Origin of the sequence: Cupriavidus sp. SIMBA_020 (assembly GCF_046535395.1) — a bacterium.
GTDB classification, from domain to species: domain Bacteria; phylum Pseudomonadota; class Gammaproteobacteria; order Burkholderiales; family Burkholderiaceae; genus Cupriavidus; species Cupriavidus campinensis.
Window position 1 is genome coordinate 39,734 of record NZ_JAWRWU010000019.1, and the last position, 15,494, is coordinate 55,227.

Annotated in this window: 13 protein-coding genes; 8 read left to right on the top strand and 5 right to left on the bottom strand. The window is 68.6% G+C overall.

The genetic code is table 11. The annotated features are described in order from the left end of the window. Positions 1-42 precede the first annotated feature (42 nt). Positions 43-843, top strand: coding sequence for a MerR family transcriptional regulator (locus SB751_RS25935; RefSeq protein ID WP_144202850.1), 801 nt, complete (start codon positions 43-45; stop codon positions 841-843). Here the strand turns inward: SB751_RS25935 and SB751_RS25940 are convergent. The 4 genes from SB751_RS25940 to SB751_RS25955 are packed head-to-tail and all read right to left on the bottom strand — an operon-like array spanning position 840 to position 5,178. Next, on the bottom strand, positions 840-1,712 hold the full coding sequence (locus SB751_RS25940; protein ID WP_144202852.1) for a metal-dependent hydrolase: 873 nt from the start codon (positions 1,710-1,712) through the stop codon (positions 840-842). The two genes, SB751_RS25935 and SB751_RS25940, sit on opposite strands and share 4 nt — an antisense overlap. Continuing rightward, a complete protein-coding gene (locus tag SB751_RS25945; protein WP_144202855.1) occupies positions 1,709-2,704 on the bottom strand; it encodes an alpha/beta fold hydrolase in 996 nt (331 codons plus the stop codon). The genes SB751_RS25940 and SB751_RS25945 overlap by 4 nt, the downstream gene beginning before the upstream one ends. After that, on the bottom strand, positions 2,701-3,594 hold the full coding sequence (locus SB751_RS25950; protein ID WP_144202858.1) for an SDR family NAD(P)-dependent oxidoreductase: 894 nt from the start codon (positions 3,592-3,594) through the stop codon (positions 2,701-2,703). Before SB751_RS25950 ends, SB751_RS25945 begins: the two co-directional genes overlap by 4 nt. A gap of 30 nt (positions 3,595-3,624) precedes the next feature. Then, positions 3,625-5,178, bottom strand: a complete 1,554-nt coding sequence (locus tag SB751_RS25955) for a flavin-containing monooxygenase (protein ID WP_410748698.1) — start codon at positions 5,176-5,178, stop codon at positions 3,625-3,627. 316 nt (positions 5,179-5,494) lie between these two features. Between SB751_RS25955 and SB751_RS25960 the strand changes: the two genes are divergently transcribed. From SB751_RS25960 to SB751_RS25990, 7 genes are all read left to right on the top strand, one after another. Continuing rightward, positions 5,495-6,121 (top strand): hypothetical protein, encoded by a 627-nt coding sequence (locus SB751_RS25960; protein ID WP_313817790.1) that lies wholly within the window; start codon positions 5,495-5,497, stop codon positions 6,119-6,121. Positions 6,122-6,132: 11 nt separating this feature from the next. Next, a complete protein-coding gene (locus SB751_RS25965; RefSeq protein WP_144202864.1) occupies positions 6,133-7,728 on the top strand; it encodes a GMC family oxidoreductase in 1,596 nt (531 codons plus the stop codon). Positions 7,729-8,060: 332 nt separating this feature from the next. Beyond that, positions 8,061-9,002 carry a TetR/AcrR family transcriptional regulator gene (locus SB751_RS25970; RefSeq protein WP_144202867.1) on the top strand — a complete coding sequence of 314 codons (942 nt, stop codon included), beginning with the start codon at positions 8,061-8,063 and terminating at the stop codon, positions 9,000-9,002. Between the two features lie 202 nt (positions 9,003-9,204). Next, the gene (locus SB751_RS25975) at positions 9,205-10,119 is read left to right on the top strand and encodes a DUF1571 domain-containing protein (RefSeq protein ID WP_144202870.1); all 915 of its coding nucleotides are present in this window, start codon (positions 9,205-9,207) and stop codon (positions 10,117-10,119) included. A gap of 228 nt (positions 10,120-10,347) precedes the next feature. Then, a complete protein-coding gene (locus SB751_RS25980) occupies positions 10,348-11,727 on the top strand; it encodes a DUF2957 domain-containing protein (RefSeq protein WP_144202873.1) in 1,380 nt (459 codons plus the stop codon). Positions 11,728-11,768: 41 nt separating this feature from the next. Beyond that, on the top strand, positions 11,769-13,073 hold the full coding sequence (locus tag SB751_RS25985) for a DUF2957 domain-containing protein (protein WP_410748699.1): 1,305 nt from the start codon (positions 11,769-11,771) through the stop codon (positions 13,071-13,073). A 38-nt stretch (positions 13,074-13,111) separates the two neighbouring features. Further along, positions 13,112-13,945, top strand: coding sequence for an OmpW/AlkL family protein (locus SB751_RS25990; protein ID WP_377732640.1), 834 nt, complete (start codon positions 13,112-13,114; stop codon positions 13,943-13,945). Between the two features lie 69 nt (positions 13,946-14,014). Here the strand turns inward: SB751_RS25990 and SB751_RS25995 are convergent, their stop codons facing one another. After that, positions 14,015-15,493 (bottom strand): efflux transporter outer membrane subunit, encoded by a 1,479-nt coding sequence (locus tag SB751_RS25995; protein WP_144202882.1) that lies wholly within the window; start codon positions 15,491-15,493, stop codon positions 14,015-14,017. Position 15,494: the final 1 nt, after the last annotated feature.

Below are 15,494 nucleotides of genomic sequence, written 5' to 3' on the forward strand. Positions count from 1 at the left end.
GTAGCGTCGCGCGGTTGGCCGACTCGGTTAGAATTTTCCCCCATGGCCACCGAACCGCGCGGCGCCAAGCCGCCCTATCCCGAATACACGATCGATGAACTGGCGCGCGCGGCCGGCACCACGGTGCGCAATATCCGCTCGTACCAGGATCGCGGCCTGATCGATCCGCCCGAGCGGCGCGGCCGGGTCGGCATCTACACGCAAACCCATCTCGGGCGCCTTCGCCTGATCCATCACCTGCTGGCGCGCGGCTACACGCTCGCCAACATCATGGAGCTGCTCAAGGCCATCGTCGAAGGCCACGACCTGCGCTCCATCCTCGGCCTGGAGACGGCCATCAGCAGCCCGTGGAACAGCGAGGCGCCGCACCACTATTCCTACCTCGCGCTGGCCCGGCTGTTCGGCCGCGCGGTGTCGCGCCCGGCGCTGGCCAAGGCCATCGCGCTGGGGCTGCTGGAGCCGGACGGCTTCGGCTACCTCGCGCGCAGCCCGCGCGCGCTGATGGCCGGGGCGGAGATCGCCCGGGCCGGCTTTGGGCTGGAAGACGTGCTGGACATCATCGAGCATTCCCGCAGCCACTTCCAGGCCGTGTCCGACCGCATCGTCGGCATGGTCGTGCGCGAGCTGGACCGCTTTGGCGAGGGACAGCTCCCGCCGCCGGCCGAGGTGCCCCGGCTGGTGGACATCCTCTGGCGCATCCGCCCGCTGGCGATGGTGGCCGTGGAGACCGAGATGATGCGTGCGCTGGAGATCTCGGCCAACAAGTACCTCGGGGACCGCGTCGCCGCGATCCTCGAACACCTGCACGATCCCGCCGAACCGCCCGACGAGCCCCGCGACTAGGCCGCGCTGCGGATCGACGGCGCGCGCGTGCTGGCCCCGGCCTGCAGCGCGGTCTGCTCGATTTCCTCGATCAGCGGCCCGATCCGGTTCAGCTCGGCCCGGTTGTCCTCGTCCCATGGATGGAAACCCGGCCGGAAGTAGTCGAACCATTCCGGGATCATCTTGCGCAGCACGCCCGGCGCGCCCCACAGGAAGTTGACCACCCCGCCGAAGCCGAGCAGCTTGTGGCGGCAGGTCTTGTCCGCCATCACCAGCCGCACATGGAACACGAACACCAGCGCCCAGAACGTGACCGTGGTGGTCAGCATGGTGAACGCGCGCAGCAGGTAGCGATACGGGCCGGGCTTCATCACGGCGTTCCAGACGTCGTAGGCAACGGCCTTGTGCTCGGTTTCCTCGAGCGCGTGCCAGGTCCACACCTGCCGGTAACCGGGCTCGGAGCGGCCCATGTGGCGCGGGTCGGACAGCATGCCGCCGGCCAGCATCGCCGTGTAGTGCTCCAGCGCGATGGTGTGCGCCAGCTGCCACGAGTGCGGCAGGATCTTGCGCAGCAAATTCAACAGTTTTGCTACAAAGTTGTCGAGCTGGCTTGCCGGCAGGCCCGCATCGTCGAGCAGCCGGTTATAGAGGATGTGCTCGCGCGTGTGCATGGCTTCCTGGCCGATGAAGCCCGCCACGGCGCGTTTCAGCGCCGGGTCGGTGAGCTGGTCGCGGTAGTGGCGCACGCTGTCCATGAAGAAGCGCTCGCCGGCCGGGAAGAAGATCGACAGCGCGTTGATGAAATGGGTGACGTGGGGGCCGCGCTCGTGCCAGTCGCTGATGCGGGCTGGCGGGAGGTGCGGATGCACGTCGCGACGGACTGGCATCATGATGTGAGCTCCTTGGTGGCGGACGGGACGCCGGCGGCGTCCAGGAACGGCAGGAGGTCGGCCGCCACGCGCTGCGGGTCTTCCTCCATCGGGATATGGCCCAGGCCGGCGTAGCGGCGCAGGGTGGCGTTGGGCAGCCGCGCCAGGAAGGCGTCGGCGTGCGTGGGCGGAATCCAGCGGTCGCGCTCGCCCCACAGCACCAGCGTCGGCGCGCGCACGCCGGCCAGCAGGTCGGTGGCGAGGTCGGCGAAATCGAGCTTCGGCACCATCCGGCCGATGGCCTCGCGGCTGCCCTCCGCATAGAAGAAATCGACATAGCGCCGGAAGGTGGCCTCGGGCACGCGGGAGGCGTCGCCGTACACATCGCGCGTGGCCGCCCGGATGATCCACTCGGGCAGCAGGCGCGGCGCGGACCAGCGCACCAGCGCGTGGCGGAACAGATCTATATAGATAGGCAGTTGCATCGGGAACCCGGCGGCGTCGATCAGCACCAGCCGGTTGACCAGCGACGGGCGGCGCACGGCGAGGTCCCAGGCGATCAGCCCGCCCAGCGAGTTGCCGATCAGCGTGGCGCGCGAGACCTGCACGGCGGCCAGGAAGGCGTCGATGAAGTCTCGGTAGACGTGGATGTCCATCGTCACCACACGGCCGCGCGCGTCGCGCAGCGGGCCGGTCAGGCCGAACGGGGCGATGTCGAGCCGCAGCACGCGGTAGCGCTGGCGCAGCGCGGGCATCAGCCCTTCCCAGGTGTGCAGGGACGCGCCGAAACCATGGATCAGCACCAGTGGCTCGCCCTCGGGCACGCCCTCCTCGGTGTAGTGAACCAGCGCGCCCATCACCTGCACCCAGCGCGATGCCGGCAGTGCGTAGCGCCGCGCCAGCGTGGCGCGGGAGAGGCTGAAGAAGCCCACCCGCCCCTGGCCGAACCAGCGCGTAAACGCGCCCGGCGGCGCCTGCAGCGCGGCTTCCCGCGGCAACGCGGCGCGGGTCATGCGCGCTCTCCTTCGCTGGCCGCCGCCGGCGTGCCGTCCGGCATCAGCGCCTTGCGCTTGCGGCGCGTCTCGCGCACCACCAGCGACTGGTACGCCGCCGGCAGCAGGCGCGCCATGGCGTCTGCCGCGTAGGCATCGGGCCCCACCAGCACGCGCCGCTTGTTGGCGCGCACGCCATCCAGGATAATGCCGGCGGCCTTCTCGGGCGTGGTGATGAAGAACTTCTCGAACTCCTCGCGCCCCTGCTGGGCGTCGCGCACGAGCAGGCCGTTCACGCTGGGCGAGACGCGGCTGGCGCGCGCGATATTGGTCTTGATGCCGCCCGGGTGCACGGTGGTGGCCGAGACGCCGCAGTCCATCAGGTCGAGTTCCTGCCGCAGCGACTCCGTGAAGCCGCGCACCGCGTACTTGCTGGCGTTGTAGGCGCCCATGCCGGGCTGCGCGAACAGGCCGAACACGCTCGAGGTATTGACGATGTGGCCCTCGCCGCTGGCCTTGAGATGCGGCAGGAAGGCCTTCGTGCCGTGGACCACGCCCCAGAAGTTGATGCCGATGATCCAGTCGAGGTCGTCGTACTGCATGCCGTCCACGGTGCTGGACAGCGCCACGCCGGCGTTGTTGAAGATCAGGTTGACGCGGCCATGCGCGGCGGCCACGTCGTCCGCCCAGGCATGGACGGCAGCGCGGTCCGCCACATCGACGATATGTGTTGTTACCGTCACGCCAGGTGCATGGCGCGCGACCTGGGCGGCGGTTTCCGCCAGCCCCGCCTCGTTGCAATCGGATATGGCCACGTGGCAGCCTTCCTGCGCGAGCTGGATCGCCAGGCATCGGCCCATGCCCGAACCGGCGCCGGTGATGGCGGCCACCTTGTTTCGAAACACCTTCATGCGGGTCTCCTCTTCTTTTTGCGTGGGTGGCTAGACGCGGATCGCGTCGGCGTCTTCGGGCTGCGGCAGCCCGGCTGGCTGCCGCGCCGGCCAGCGCTCGTAGTCGGCCGGCTGGAAAGACTGCGTGGCGCGGCGGAACTGCCAGGTGAAGCCCGGCCACAGCGTGGTGTTCTTGCCGTTGCGCGGGTCGATGTACCAACTGGCGCAGCCGCCGGCGCTCCAGATGGCGTGGCCAAGCTTCTGCTGGATGTTGCGGTTGAACGCGGCCTGCACGGGTGGGCGCACGTCCACGGCCTGGAGGCGGGCCTGGCGCATGTGGCGCAGGGCATCGAGCACGTAGTTCACCTGTGACTCGATCATGAACACCATCGAGCTGTGGCCCAGCCCGGTGTTCGGGCCGACGATCAGGAACAGGTTCGGGAAGCCGGCCACGGTGGTGCCGAGGTAGGCCTGCGCGCCGTCGCGCCAGGCGTCGAGCAGGTCTTCGCCGTCACGGCCGACGATCACGCCGCGCGGCAGCGGGTCCGTGGCGTGGAAGCCGGTGCCGAGGATGATGCAGTCCGCCGGGCGGCGCGTGCCGTCGCGCATGACGATGGCGTCCGCCTCGACGTGGTCGATGCCGGTGGTCACCACGTCCACGTTGGGCCGCGTCAGCGCCGGGTAGTAATCGTTCGAAATCAGCACGCGCTTGCAGCCGATGGTGTAGTCCGGCGTCAGCGTGGCGCGCAGCATCGGGTCCGGCACCTGCCGCCGGAGGTGGCGGCGCGCGATGCGCTCCACCGCCTTCATCAGCTTGGGATGGAGCACGAAGCCGAGCACGCGCGATTCGAGCATCCAGTAGATCCCCGTGCGCGCCAGCGCCTGCGTGAAGGGCAGGTGGCGGAACAGCCAGCGCTCGGCGGCGGAGACCGGCCGGTCCGGCTTCGGCATGATCCACGGCGGGGTGCGCTGGTAGAGGTCGAGCTGATCGACGAGCGGCGCGATCTGCGGCACGAACTGGATTGCGCTGGCGCCGGTGCCGATCACGGCGACGCGCTTGCCGGCCAGCGGATAGTCGTGGCGCCACTGCTGCGAGTGGAACATCGCGCCCGCAAAGCTATCGAGGCCGGGAATATTGGGGATCGATGGCCGGCTCAGGCCGCCCATCCCCGACACCAGCACGCGCGCACGCACGCGCCGCCCATCGGCCATGCGCAGGCGCCAGCAGCCTGCCGGGGCGTCCCAGGTGGCCTGCTGGAGGGCTAGCCCGAGGCGCAGGTGGGGGCGCAGGCCGAAGCGGTCCGTGCAGTGTTCCAGGTAGGCGCGGATTTCCGGCTGGGTCGAGAACATGCGCGACCAGTCCGGGTTCGGGGCGAACGAGAACGAATAGAGGTGCGATTGCACGTCGCAGGCGCAGCCGGGGTAGTGGTTGTCGCGCCAGGTGCCGCCCACCGCCCCCGCCTGCTCGAAGATCAGGAAATCTTCCTCGCCGGACTGCTTGAGGCGAATGGCCATGCCCAGGCCGGCAAAGCCGCTGCCGATGATGGCGATGTCGCAGGTGACTTCGGTGCCTAGACCGGCCGGCAGATCCACGGGTGCGTTCATAAGGGGCGTTCCGGTGGGTGCGCTGGCGGCGCCGGCTGGCGGCGGCTCGTTAGCGACACCGTTGATTGTGACATTGGTCGATGTCATCATAGGTAGCGCTTGCGGGCCGGGTCAATCCGATGGCTTGAAGAATTGCTCTATTTTTGGGGGATTTCCAGCGTCTTAGCCGTCACATGAAACGGCGACGCAGCGATGGGCGCAGCAGTGGGTACGGCTGTCATCCGCGCGTTTGAAACCGAAGGGGAAGTCAAAATTATTTTCGGCCGCTTCGGCAGAATCGCAACGCAGCGACAACAAGAACAACCGGAGACACCGCATGCCCCGACCGGCGACCACCGCCCCACCCCGCGCCCAACGTCCCTCAAGATCCTCAAGGCCATCAAGGCCATCAAGGCCATCACGCCGCGCGTTCCTGCAGGTTGGTGCCGGCTTCTCGGCGGCCATCGCCTGCTCGGCGCTGTTCCCCACGCTGACCGGCTGCACGCCCGCCGATGCGCCGCCGCAGGCCGGCATGGCGTTCCTGCGTCCGGCCGATGTGACCCTGTTCCGCGCCCTGCTGCCCGCCATCGCCAGCGACCTGGCCGCGGCGGACGCCGCCACGCGCGAGACGCGGCTGGCCGCCGCCGTGAAGAACATCGACGGGACCATCGCCGCGATGGACCAGAACGGGCGCGGGGAACTGCGCAAGCTGCTCGACCTGTTGGCCAGCACGCCGCTGCGCTGGGCCGTGGCGGGCGTTCGGTCGCCGTGGGAGCAGGCCACGCCCGATGCGGTGCGCGCCTTCCTCGCACGCTGGCGCGCCAGCCGTTTCGAGACGCTCAACGCGGGCGGCGTGGTGCTGGTCAAGCTGGCCAGCGTCGCCTACTTCGTGCTGCCGGGCACCTGGGCCGCGAGCGGCTATCCCGGCCCGAATCCCGCGGTCTATCGCGCCCTCCACAGCTAAGGCTCCCGCTCATGGCCATCGACGATATTTACAGTGCCGGCATCGCGTCCGGCTGGAAGGTGCTGGACGCCGCCACGTTCACCGCGCCGCGCACGCTCGACGCCGACGTGGCGATCATCGGCACCGGCGCGGGCGGCGGCATCGCCGCCGAAATCCTCAGCGAGGCGGGCCTGCGGGTGCTGCTGCTCGAGGAAGGCGGGCTGCATACCTCGAACAGCTTCCGGGACATGGACGAGGCGCGCGCCTATCGCGATCTCTACCAGGAGGCGGCCGCCCGGGCGACGGCGGACGGCGCCATCGCCGTGCTGCAGGGCCGCTCGGTGGGCGGCAGCACCACGGTCAACTGGTCGTCCAGCTTCCGCACGCCGCCCCGCACGCTGGCGCACTGGGCCAGCGAGCACGCGGTGACAGGCCACAGCGAGGCGGACATGGCGCCGTGGTTCGCGCGCATCGAGGCCCGCCTCGGCATGGCGCCGTGGGCGATGGCGCCGAATCCGAACAACGCGGTGCTCAAGCGCGGCTGCGACCAGCTCGGCTGGGAATCGCACGTGATTCCGCGCAATGTGAAGGGCTGCTGGAACTCGGGCTATTGCGGCTTCGGCTGCCCGGTCAACGCCAAGCAGTCGATGCTGGTGTCGACGATTCCCAACGCGCTCGCCCATGGCGCCACGCTGGTGCACCGGGTGCGGGTGCGCAAGCTCGACCATGACGGCAAGGCCGTGCACGGGCTGACCGGCGAGGCCCTCGGCTTCGACGGCTATACGCCGACCGGCGTCACGCTGAGCGTGCGGGCGCGTCACGTAGTGGTGGCGGGCGGGGCCATCAACTCGCCAGCTCTTCTGCTGCGCTCGGGGGTGCCGGACCCGCACGATCTTGTCGGCCGTCGCACGTTTATTCATCCGGTGAATCTGAGCATCGCAGAAATGCCTGAGCTTATTGAACCGTACTATGGCGCGCCCCAATCCATCGCCTCGGACGAATTTCAATGGCGCAATGGCACCACTGGTCCGATGGGCTACAAGCTGGAGGTACCGCCGATGTTCCCGGGCATCAGCGCCGGCGTGCTCAACAACTTTGGCGATGCGCTGCGCCGCGAGATGGCCGCGTTGCCCCATACCAACGCCATGCTGGCGCTGTTGCGCGACGGCTTCGTGCCGGACAGCCCGGGCGGGCGGGTGCGCGTGGCCGACGATGGCAGCCCGGTGCTGGAGTACGCCCTGAGCGACTACGTCTGGGACGGCGTGCGCCGCGCCTGGCTGAGCATGGCCGAGGCCCAGTTCGCGGCCGGCGCCAAACGGGTGCGCCCGGCCCACCTGGACGCCGCCTGGTACACCAGTTGGCCGCAGGCGCGCGATGCCATCCAGACCCTGCCCCTGAAGCCGTTCCGCGCCCTGCTGTTTACCGCCCACCTGATGGGCGGCTGCGCGATGAGCGACGATCCAGCGCGCGGCGTGGTGGACAGCCAGGGCCGGCATCATCATTTGTCCAATTTGTCTGTGTTGGACGGGTCAGTGTTTCCGACCAGCATCGGGGCGAATCCCCAGTTGTCAGTTTTCGCATTGACGGCGCAAAATGTTATGTCGCTGTCAGCTCGCATCACGGCGTGATGAGACTGGCGGCGGCCCGCTCGGGGGGGCGGTAGTCGTTGGGTTGGGGATCGCGCAGCGCAGGCAAACCGCCGCCAGGCTTGGCATGACAAGGCATGGCGGGGGCGCGGCGACTGTGGCGACCCTACGGATTCGCGTAGGTTTTCTGCCTGGCGGATCGGTACTCGCGGTCTAGAGGAACTCTTCGAAAATTGCACTTGTGAAACAGTCGAGGCGGTGAAGTAGGCTTCGTACAACCGTTTCAAGCATCCGTACGCCAGCAGAGCAACGGAGCGACAGTGGTAGTGGATATTTGCAGGGGTCCACAGCAGTAATTTTGCGAGAGACACCCCATGAAGACCGGCAAAAGCACGGCAGGCGATACCAAGGCGCGGATCCTGGATGCGACCGAGAAGCTGTTCATCGAAGTGGGCTACGAAGCGACCTCCCTGCGGCAAGTCACGTCGCGGGCGATCGTCAATCTCGCAGCCGTCAACTACCACTTCCGCAGCAAGGAAATGATGATGCAGGCGGTGCTCGGCCGCCGGCTGGATCCTCTCAACACGCGGCGGCTGGCGCTCCTCGATGCCTGCGAGGCCCGCTGGCCCGGCCACGCCATCCGCTGCGAACACGTGATGGGCGCGCTGTTTGTGCCCGCGCTGCAGATGGCACGCCAGCCAGAGATCGGCGGTCCTTCCTTCCTGCGCCTGCTCGGGCGGGTGTATTCGGACACCTCGCCGTTCATCCAGTCCTACCTGATGGGGCACTACGCGCCGGTGTTCGGGCGCTTCTTCGAAGCCTTCGCCCGGGCGCTGCCGGACGTGCCACGCCAGGAACTCGGCTGGCGCCTGCATTTCGCCCTCAAGGCACTGGCCGGCGTGCTGGCCGGCGATGAACTCGGCAACCTGATGCCGGCGTTCACGCAGGGCAAGAGCATGAGCGATGCGCACGTGCTGGCCCAGTTGACGTCGATGGTGGTGGCGGCCCTCAAGGCGCCCGCGCCCGAGACGCAGGAACTGGGCGCGCTACAGGACGTGTTCGACATCGGCGATGCCCAGCAGGCCGACGAACAGGCCCATATGGAGGCCCTGGCCGCCACCGTGGAGAGCGAGGCCCACCAGGCCGCCGTTGCCACGGCCGCCGCCGTGAGCCGTGCCCGACGCGGCACGCGCACGGTACGCAACGAAGGGACCGCGCGCGCGGCCACCGCCAGCCTGGCGGTACGCCGCGAGATGTGTCCCGCCTTCCCCAGCAATCCGCTCGACGACTGGATGCGCACCCGCTCCAGGAACTAGCCGCGCGCGGCGGTCTCCACCGGGACCGCCGCCCTGGCACCGGGCGCGCGACGACCCACGTCGCGCCGGGATTGCCCTGATTCGAGATCGATTCTTTTCGCCACGCAAACCGCGAGGCGTGACGCCCTGCGCGCCACGCACGGGCGCCCTGCTGCCCGGAATTTGCCCACGCCTTGCGCAACAACAGACAAGGAGACACGCGATGAAGCCATTGCATCTGGTCGCCGCCATCGGCGCCGTCATCGGCCTGCTGGCCACGCAACACGTTGGCCTGCCGCTGGCTCGCGCCCAGACGGCGCCCCCGGCCGCCGCCCAATCCGCAGCACCGGGTACGCGCGCCGCCACGCCCTATGACGGCTTGCCCGCCGCCCAGCAGTCGGCGCTGTTCTCGAAGCAGACCGCCAGCGGCGAGCTGGCCGCGCTGCCCGATGCCCAACTGCTGGCCACCTTCGACGCCCTGCAGCCCGAGACCCTGCTGATGTGGGCGCGCGCCGAGATGAGCCGCTATCCCGAATATGAATACTGGATGACCCGCCAGGAGCGCCTCAACGGCCAGTGGCAGGACACCCCGGCGCGCATGATGATCCGCTACCGCCACCAGCCGCGCCAGCTCTATGCCAGGTGGCTGCCCAACGGCGTGCAGTCGGGGCAGGAAATCATCTACGACGAGACGCGCCGCAAGGACGAGATGTACGGCCACCTGGGCGGCATCATGGGCTTCACGTCGATGTGGATTTCGCTCGATGGCACGCTCGCCAGGTCTCAGTCGAACCATACGGTGCGCGACCTGGGCTTCCAGTTCGTGTTGTCGATGCTGGAGCGCGACGCGCGCTCGCTGCGTGCCGCCGGCCTCTCCGAGAAGTACAACCGCGCCGAGATCGTGCGCGAACAGGGGGTGCGCATGGTGGCGCTGACCTGGGACCTGCCCGAGGGCGCGCCCAAGTACTACGCCAAGAAGGTGCAGCTGATGCTGGACCTCAAGCACCCGTGGCCGCGCGTGGAAACCGCGTGGGACGCGGACGGCAACATGGTCGAGAAGATCGTGTTCGAGCGCGCGGTGAAGAAGACCTTCGACGCCTCCGCGTTCGACCCCGCCAACAGCGAATACAAGTTCTAACCGCCGCGCAGGTGCGCGCGCCGGGCGTTTGAATGTGGACGCGGGGGCCTCCGCGCACGGTTTGAACGCTGGCCCCCACGCGCTTGCACGGCAACGCTGACAGACCGGCCGCCGTTGTTTGGAACGACCGCTCTATTGACGCTCAAACGCGCCAGACGCGAGAGTCCGACCCACCGCGACAGATCCGCAGCAAGCGGACCGCCGGTCATAACAACATGGAGACAAGTCATGTCCGAGCTGCATCTTCGGCGCACGCCCGACCGCGCGCTTTGCTTCGCCGCCATCCTGGCTGGGGTAAGCCTGACGCTCACGCTGGCCGCTTGCGGCGGCGGTGGCGATGACCCGGGCACCGCCGCGCCCGCCGCCGCGCAGCAGTGCGGCGCCACCCACAGCTGCCCGGCCACCGGCCCCACGCAGAACCAGCCCGTGGCCGCGCTGTGCCCGGACACGCTCGACTACAACACCACCTACACGGGCGGCTCCGGCGCCGGTGAACTCGTGAAGATGCAGTTCGACTCCACGCAGGGCACGTACCGCATCCAGATCCTCGAATCCGCCGTGCCGAAGGCCACCAACGACATCTACCCGACGCGCGCCGGCGTGACACTGACCGGCACGATGGCGCATCCCACGCGCCCGCTGCCCACCCCGGCGCAGAACCAGTGCGCGTACGAGCTGAAGACGGCTACGGCCTCAGACGGCGTGTCGCAGGCGCTGATCGACCCGGCCAACCCGCCGATCATCTTCATCGGCAACGGCGTGGCCGGCGGCGGCATTCCCGGGGCGACGATCGAGTACGCCGGCATCGTCGGCATCGGTGCGATTCCCCGGACCACCTTCCCGATGTACCCGGTGCTGGCCTTCGCCCAGACCGAGACCGACTTCGCCAAGGTGGCCGGCACCTACAACGTACTCGGCTATCACCTCGTGCCGTCCGGCGGGGAGCTGTTCCCGGCCGGCTACTTCCTGCCCGCCACGGCGCAGACCGTGGAGACGCTCAATGCCGATGGCACCTGTCACGCATCGAGCGGCAACTGTGTGACCACGGGCCAGCCGTGGAAGCTGCGCGCGGGCACCGACGGCGCGTTCGACAGCGACAACGCCAACAGCAGCCAGCCCTACCCGCACTTCTTCGACAAGGCCTTCCTGCAGGACAACAACAGCCTCGCCAAGGGCGTGCTGGTGGTCGGCAAGCTCGCCGGCGCGCAGGTGCCGCTGCTGATCCGCGTCGGCTATGCCCGCATCGACCTGGCGGCGAACATCCTCAGCGTGGATGACGAATCGGGCCTGGCGCTGCTCTCGCCCACTACCGCCACCGCGCAGGCGGCGATGCAGGGCAGCTACATCGGCTCCGGCAGCGACTTCAAGTACCTGTCGTCGATCGTCCACGACAACCTCGTCGCGCTGATCGATCCGCAGGATTCGTCGCTCAAGCCGGTGGGCGGCTTCCAGATGGACTTCACGCAGGCCACCCAGCCCGGCGTAGTGGCCACCACCGACAACAGCGGCGTCACCGGCAAGCTGATCACCACCGGCCCGGTCTACGCGCACCTGTTCGGGCCCGCCGCGAGCCCCACGTTCCGCGTGAGCGCGCTGGCCAGCCGCTGATTCCGCACCCCACACCATAAGAAAGACCAAGGAGACGCCTCATGCCCCAACTGCCCTCCCCGCTTCCTGACTCGCTTCCCGTCGGCAACCATCGTCGCCAACCGTGGCTGGGCCGCGTTGCGCTGGTACTCGGCGCCACCGCCCTGCTCGCCGCCTGCGGTGGCGACGGGGACGGCGGCGGCGGCACCGCCACGCCGGCCGCCGCGCCGGTGCGGCTGTGCCCGAGCGCCATCGACTATTCCACGCCCTACATCGGCGGCACGGGCTCGGGCGAACTGGTCAAGGTGCAGATCGACACCACCCAGCGCACCTGGGCCGTCACCTTCCTCGATTCGTCGGTGCCGCGCACCACGGGTACGATCAAGCCGACCCGCTCTGACCCCACCGGCGGCAAGAACGTGATGACCGGCACGCTGGCGAAGGAAACTGGCCTGCCGACCGGGAAGCTCAACCAGTGCGCGTTCCAGCTGCTCGGCGCCAGCCTGGACCCGGCCCGGCCGGCGCGGCTGTTCATCGGCCAGGGCGTGATGGGCGGCACCATCCCGGGGGCGCGCATCCAGTTCAACGGCATCGCCGGCGCGGGTTCGGTGCCGGACACCACCTTCCCGTTCTTCCAGTTCATCGGCTTCGCACAGACCGAGACCGACCTGACCAAGATTGCCGGCACCTACAACGGCTCCGGCTTCCATGAGGTGCCATCGAAGAAGTTCCAGATGGTGGCGCAGGACTACCGCATGGCGCTGGCAGCCGATGGCTCGTTCACGGTGTGCGACAACAAGGCCGGCAGCACCTGCAAGCAGCGCGGCGACAAGTTCGTGCCGCAGGACAACGGCACGCTGCTCTCCACGCACTACGAGGGCGAGTTGCCGCCGACGCTGGGCGCCGTGCTGGGCCGCGCCTACCTGATCGTCGGCAAGCTGGCCGGGCACCTGGTGCCGATCATGATCCGGGTGGGCTTCGCCAATGACGACTTCACCCAGTTGCCGGTGGGCGCCGACGACGAGATCGGCATCGGCATGATGGCGCAGGCGGTCTCCGCGCCGCAGGGCACCTACAACGCCGAGTACGTGGGCGTGGACAGCAATTTCGAGTACCGCGTGACGGCGCTGGTCGATGGCGACGCGGCCATGCTCGACCCGTTCCGCGCCTCGGACGCCACCCTGGCCACGGCGCTGAAGCTCGACTTCTCCCAGACGGTACCGGGCGTGGTCACCACCACCCGCAAGGACGTCGGCGCCAGCGGGCCCAAGGGCAAGTTCATGTTCACCGGCCCGCGCGGCGTGTTCGGCTTTGTCGAGGACCGCAACGGCTCGCCCTACTTCACCGTCGGCGCGTTCGTCGAATAACGGACAGGAGACCTAAGATGACACTGCAACGCCTGTCCATGCACCGCCTGCTTGCCATCATCACCGCGCTTGTCGCGTGGGCTGCCATGCCGACCGCCCACGCCCAGAAAGCCGGGGACAATGTCGTCTCGGCCGGCTGGTTCCATATCCAGACCCATGGCACGAGCCCGCCGCTGACCACCAGCGTGGTAGATGTGCCGATCAACTACCCGCTCGGCCTGCCCTCCACGTTCACGGCGCCGGGCAGCGGCCTGTCGACGTCGAATGCCGATACGCTGGGGCTGACCTTCAGCCACTTCGTCACGGACCATATCGCCGTGACGGCCGTGGGTGGCATTCCGCCCGAGTTCAAGCTGTACGGTCACGGCGAGCTGATCCCGCCCGGGCCGGCCGGCGCGCTGGGGCGGCAGAGCCTGGGCGATCCGTCGCTGAACCCGATCATCACGCGCGCCCGCCAGTGGAGCCCTGCCGCGATGGTCCAGTACCACTTCCTGGAGCCCGGCACGCGCTTCCGGCCGTTCCTGGGCGTGGGCGTGTCGTACAACTTCTTCACCGATATCCGCGTCAATCCGGCCTTCGCGGAATCGGTCAACAACAACCTCGGCGCGGTGCTGGCGGCCGGCGCCGGCATCCCGGGGCCGACTTCGGTGCATGCCGATGCCTCGTCGTCGTGGGCGCCGGTGTTCAACGTCGGCGGCACCTACAACTTCAACGAGCACTGGGGCGTGACGGCGGCGGTGACCTACATCCCGCTGAAGAGCACCTCGACGATGACCATCAAGGCGTCCGACGGCACCACGCTGTCCACCTCGAAGACGAAGCTCGAACCGAATCCGATCATCTTCTTCCTGGCGGCGACGTACAAGTTCTGATCCGGCGATTCCAAGCAAAAAGGGCGAAGCTCGCGCTTCGCCCTTTTTGCATCTGCGTTACCGCAGTCCTTACTGTGCCGAGGTGCCCGTCGGCGGCGTGGTGGCCTGCGCCACTGCACCCGTCTCGGTCAGCCCGCCGCCCAGCGCGCGGTACAGGTCGATCGAGTTGACCAGACGCAACTGCCGCGCCTGGATCAGCGCCTGCTCGGCGGAGAACAGCTGGCGCTGCGCGTCGAGTTCGTCCAGATAGCTCGCCACGCCGCTGCGGAAGCGCAGCCGGGACAGCTCGTAGCGCGCCGATTCCGCGTCGCGCTGCTGCTGCTGGCCGGCCACCTGCTCTTCCAGCGTGCCGCGTGCCACCAGGGCGTCGGCCACTTCGCTGAAGGCCACCTGGATGGTCTTCTCGTAGTTCGCCACCTGGATGTTCTTGCGCACGTTGGCCAGGTCGAGGTTCGACAGGTTGCGGCCATAGTCGAAGATCGGCAGCACCAACTGCGGCGAGAACGACCAGACGTTGGCGCCGGAGTCGAACAGGTTGGTGAACGACGTGCTGATGTTGCCGGCACTGGCAGTCATCGTGATGCGCGGGAAGAACGCCGCCCGCGCCGCGCCGATGTTCGCATTGGCCGACAGCAGCGCCTGTTCGGCCTGGCGGATGTCCGGACGCTGCGTCAGCAGATCAGACGGCAAGCCTTCCGGGATGTCGCTGATGATGCGCTCGTCGGACAGCTGCATCGGCGCCGGCAGGTTGGCGAGCTCGCCGATCGGCTTGCCCACCAGTACTTCCAGCGCGTTCTGCGCCTGCGCGCGCTGGCGTGCCAGCTGCGCGGCGGCCACGCGGGCCTGCGCCACGAGCGATTCGTTGTCGCGCAGATCCAGAGCCGAGGTCGCCCCCGCATCGAAACGCCGCTTCGCCAGCTCGAACGTGCTCTGGCGCGCTTCCAGCGTATTGCGGGCCAGGTCGTACTGCTCGGCCGCCGCGCGCTCCGCCAGATAGGCCTTGGCCACTTCCGACACCAGCGAGATATAGGCGGCGCGATGGGCCTCTTCGGTGCTCAGGTACTGGGCCAGCGCGGCGTTCGACAGGCTGCGCACGCGCCCGAAGAAGTCCAGCTCCCACTGGGTCACCGACAGGCCCACCTGGTAGATGTTGCCCGTGAACGATTGATCGACGCCCGAGGTCGCCCCCGAGAAGCGGCCGCGCTGGAAGCTCGCGTTACCGTTCAGGGTCGGCAGCAGGTCCGCGCGCTGGATGCGGTACTGGGCGCGTGCTTCCTCGATACGCAAGGCAGCCGTGCGCAGGTCGCGGTTGTTCTCCAGCGCGGCGGCGATCAGCCCCTGCAGGCGCGGATCGGTGAAGAAATCGCGCCAGCCGATTTCCGTGGCGCGGCGGCTCTCGCCGCTCTTCACCTCGGCGGACGCATAGCCCTCCGGCGCCGCCGGGAAGCCGGCGGCCACCGGCGCGGCCGGACGGTCATAGTGCGGCGCCAGCGTGCAGCCCGTCAGCACGCCGGCCACCAGCAGCAGTGTGGTCAGTGTCTTGGTCATG

Coding starts and splice junctions, on each gene's coding strand:
- SB751_RS25935 (WP_144202850.1), top strand. CDS start 43: ATGGCCACCGAACCGCGCGGCGCCAAGCCGCCCTATCCCGAATACACG.
- SB751_RS25940 (WP_144202852.1), bottom strand. CDS start 1,712: ATGATGCCAGTCCGTCGCGACGTGCATCCGCACCTCCCGCCAGCCCGC.
- SB751_RS25945 (WP_144202855.1), bottom strand. CDS start 2,704: ATGACCCGCGCCGCGTTGCCGCGGGAAGCCGCGCTGCAGGCGCCGCCG.
- SB751_RS25950 (WP_144202858.1), bottom strand. CDS start 3,594: ATGAAGGTGTTTCGAAACAAGGTGGCCGCCATCACCGGCGCCGGTTCG.
- SB751_RS25955 (WP_410748698.1), bottom strand. CDS start 5,178: ATGAACGCACCCGTGGATCTGCCGGCCGGTCTAGGCACCGAAGTCACC.
- SB751_RS25960 (WP_313817790.1), top strand. CDS start 5,495: ATGCCCCGACCGGCGACCACCGCCCCACCCCGCGCCCAACGTCCCTCA.
- SB751_RS25965 (WP_144202864.1), top strand. CDS start 6,133: ATGGCCATCGACGATATTTACAGTGCCGGCATCGCGTCCGGCTGGAAG.
- SB751_RS25970 (WP_144202867.1), top strand. CDS start 8,061: ATGAAGACCGGCAAAAGCACGGCAGGCGATACCAAGGCGCGGATCCTG.
- SB751_RS25975 (WP_144202870.1), top strand. CDS start 9,205: ATGAAGCCATTGCATCTGGTCGCCGCCATCGGCGCCGTCATCGGCCTG.
- SB751_RS25980 (WP_144202873.1), top strand. CDS start 10,348: ATGTCCGAGCTGCATCTTCGGCGCACGCCCGACCGCGCGCTTTGCTTC.
- SB751_RS25985 (WP_410748699.1), top strand. CDS start 11,769: ATGCCCCAACTGCCCTCCCCGCTTCCTGACTCGCTTCCCGTCGGCAAC.
- SB751_RS25990 (WP_377732640.1), top strand. CDS start 13,112: ATGCACCGCCTGCTTGCCATCATCACCGCGCTTGTCGCGTGGGCTGCC.
- SB751_RS25995 (WP_144202882.1), bottom strand. CDS start 15,493: ATGACCAAGACACTGACCACACTGCTGCTGGTGGCCGGCGTGCTGACG.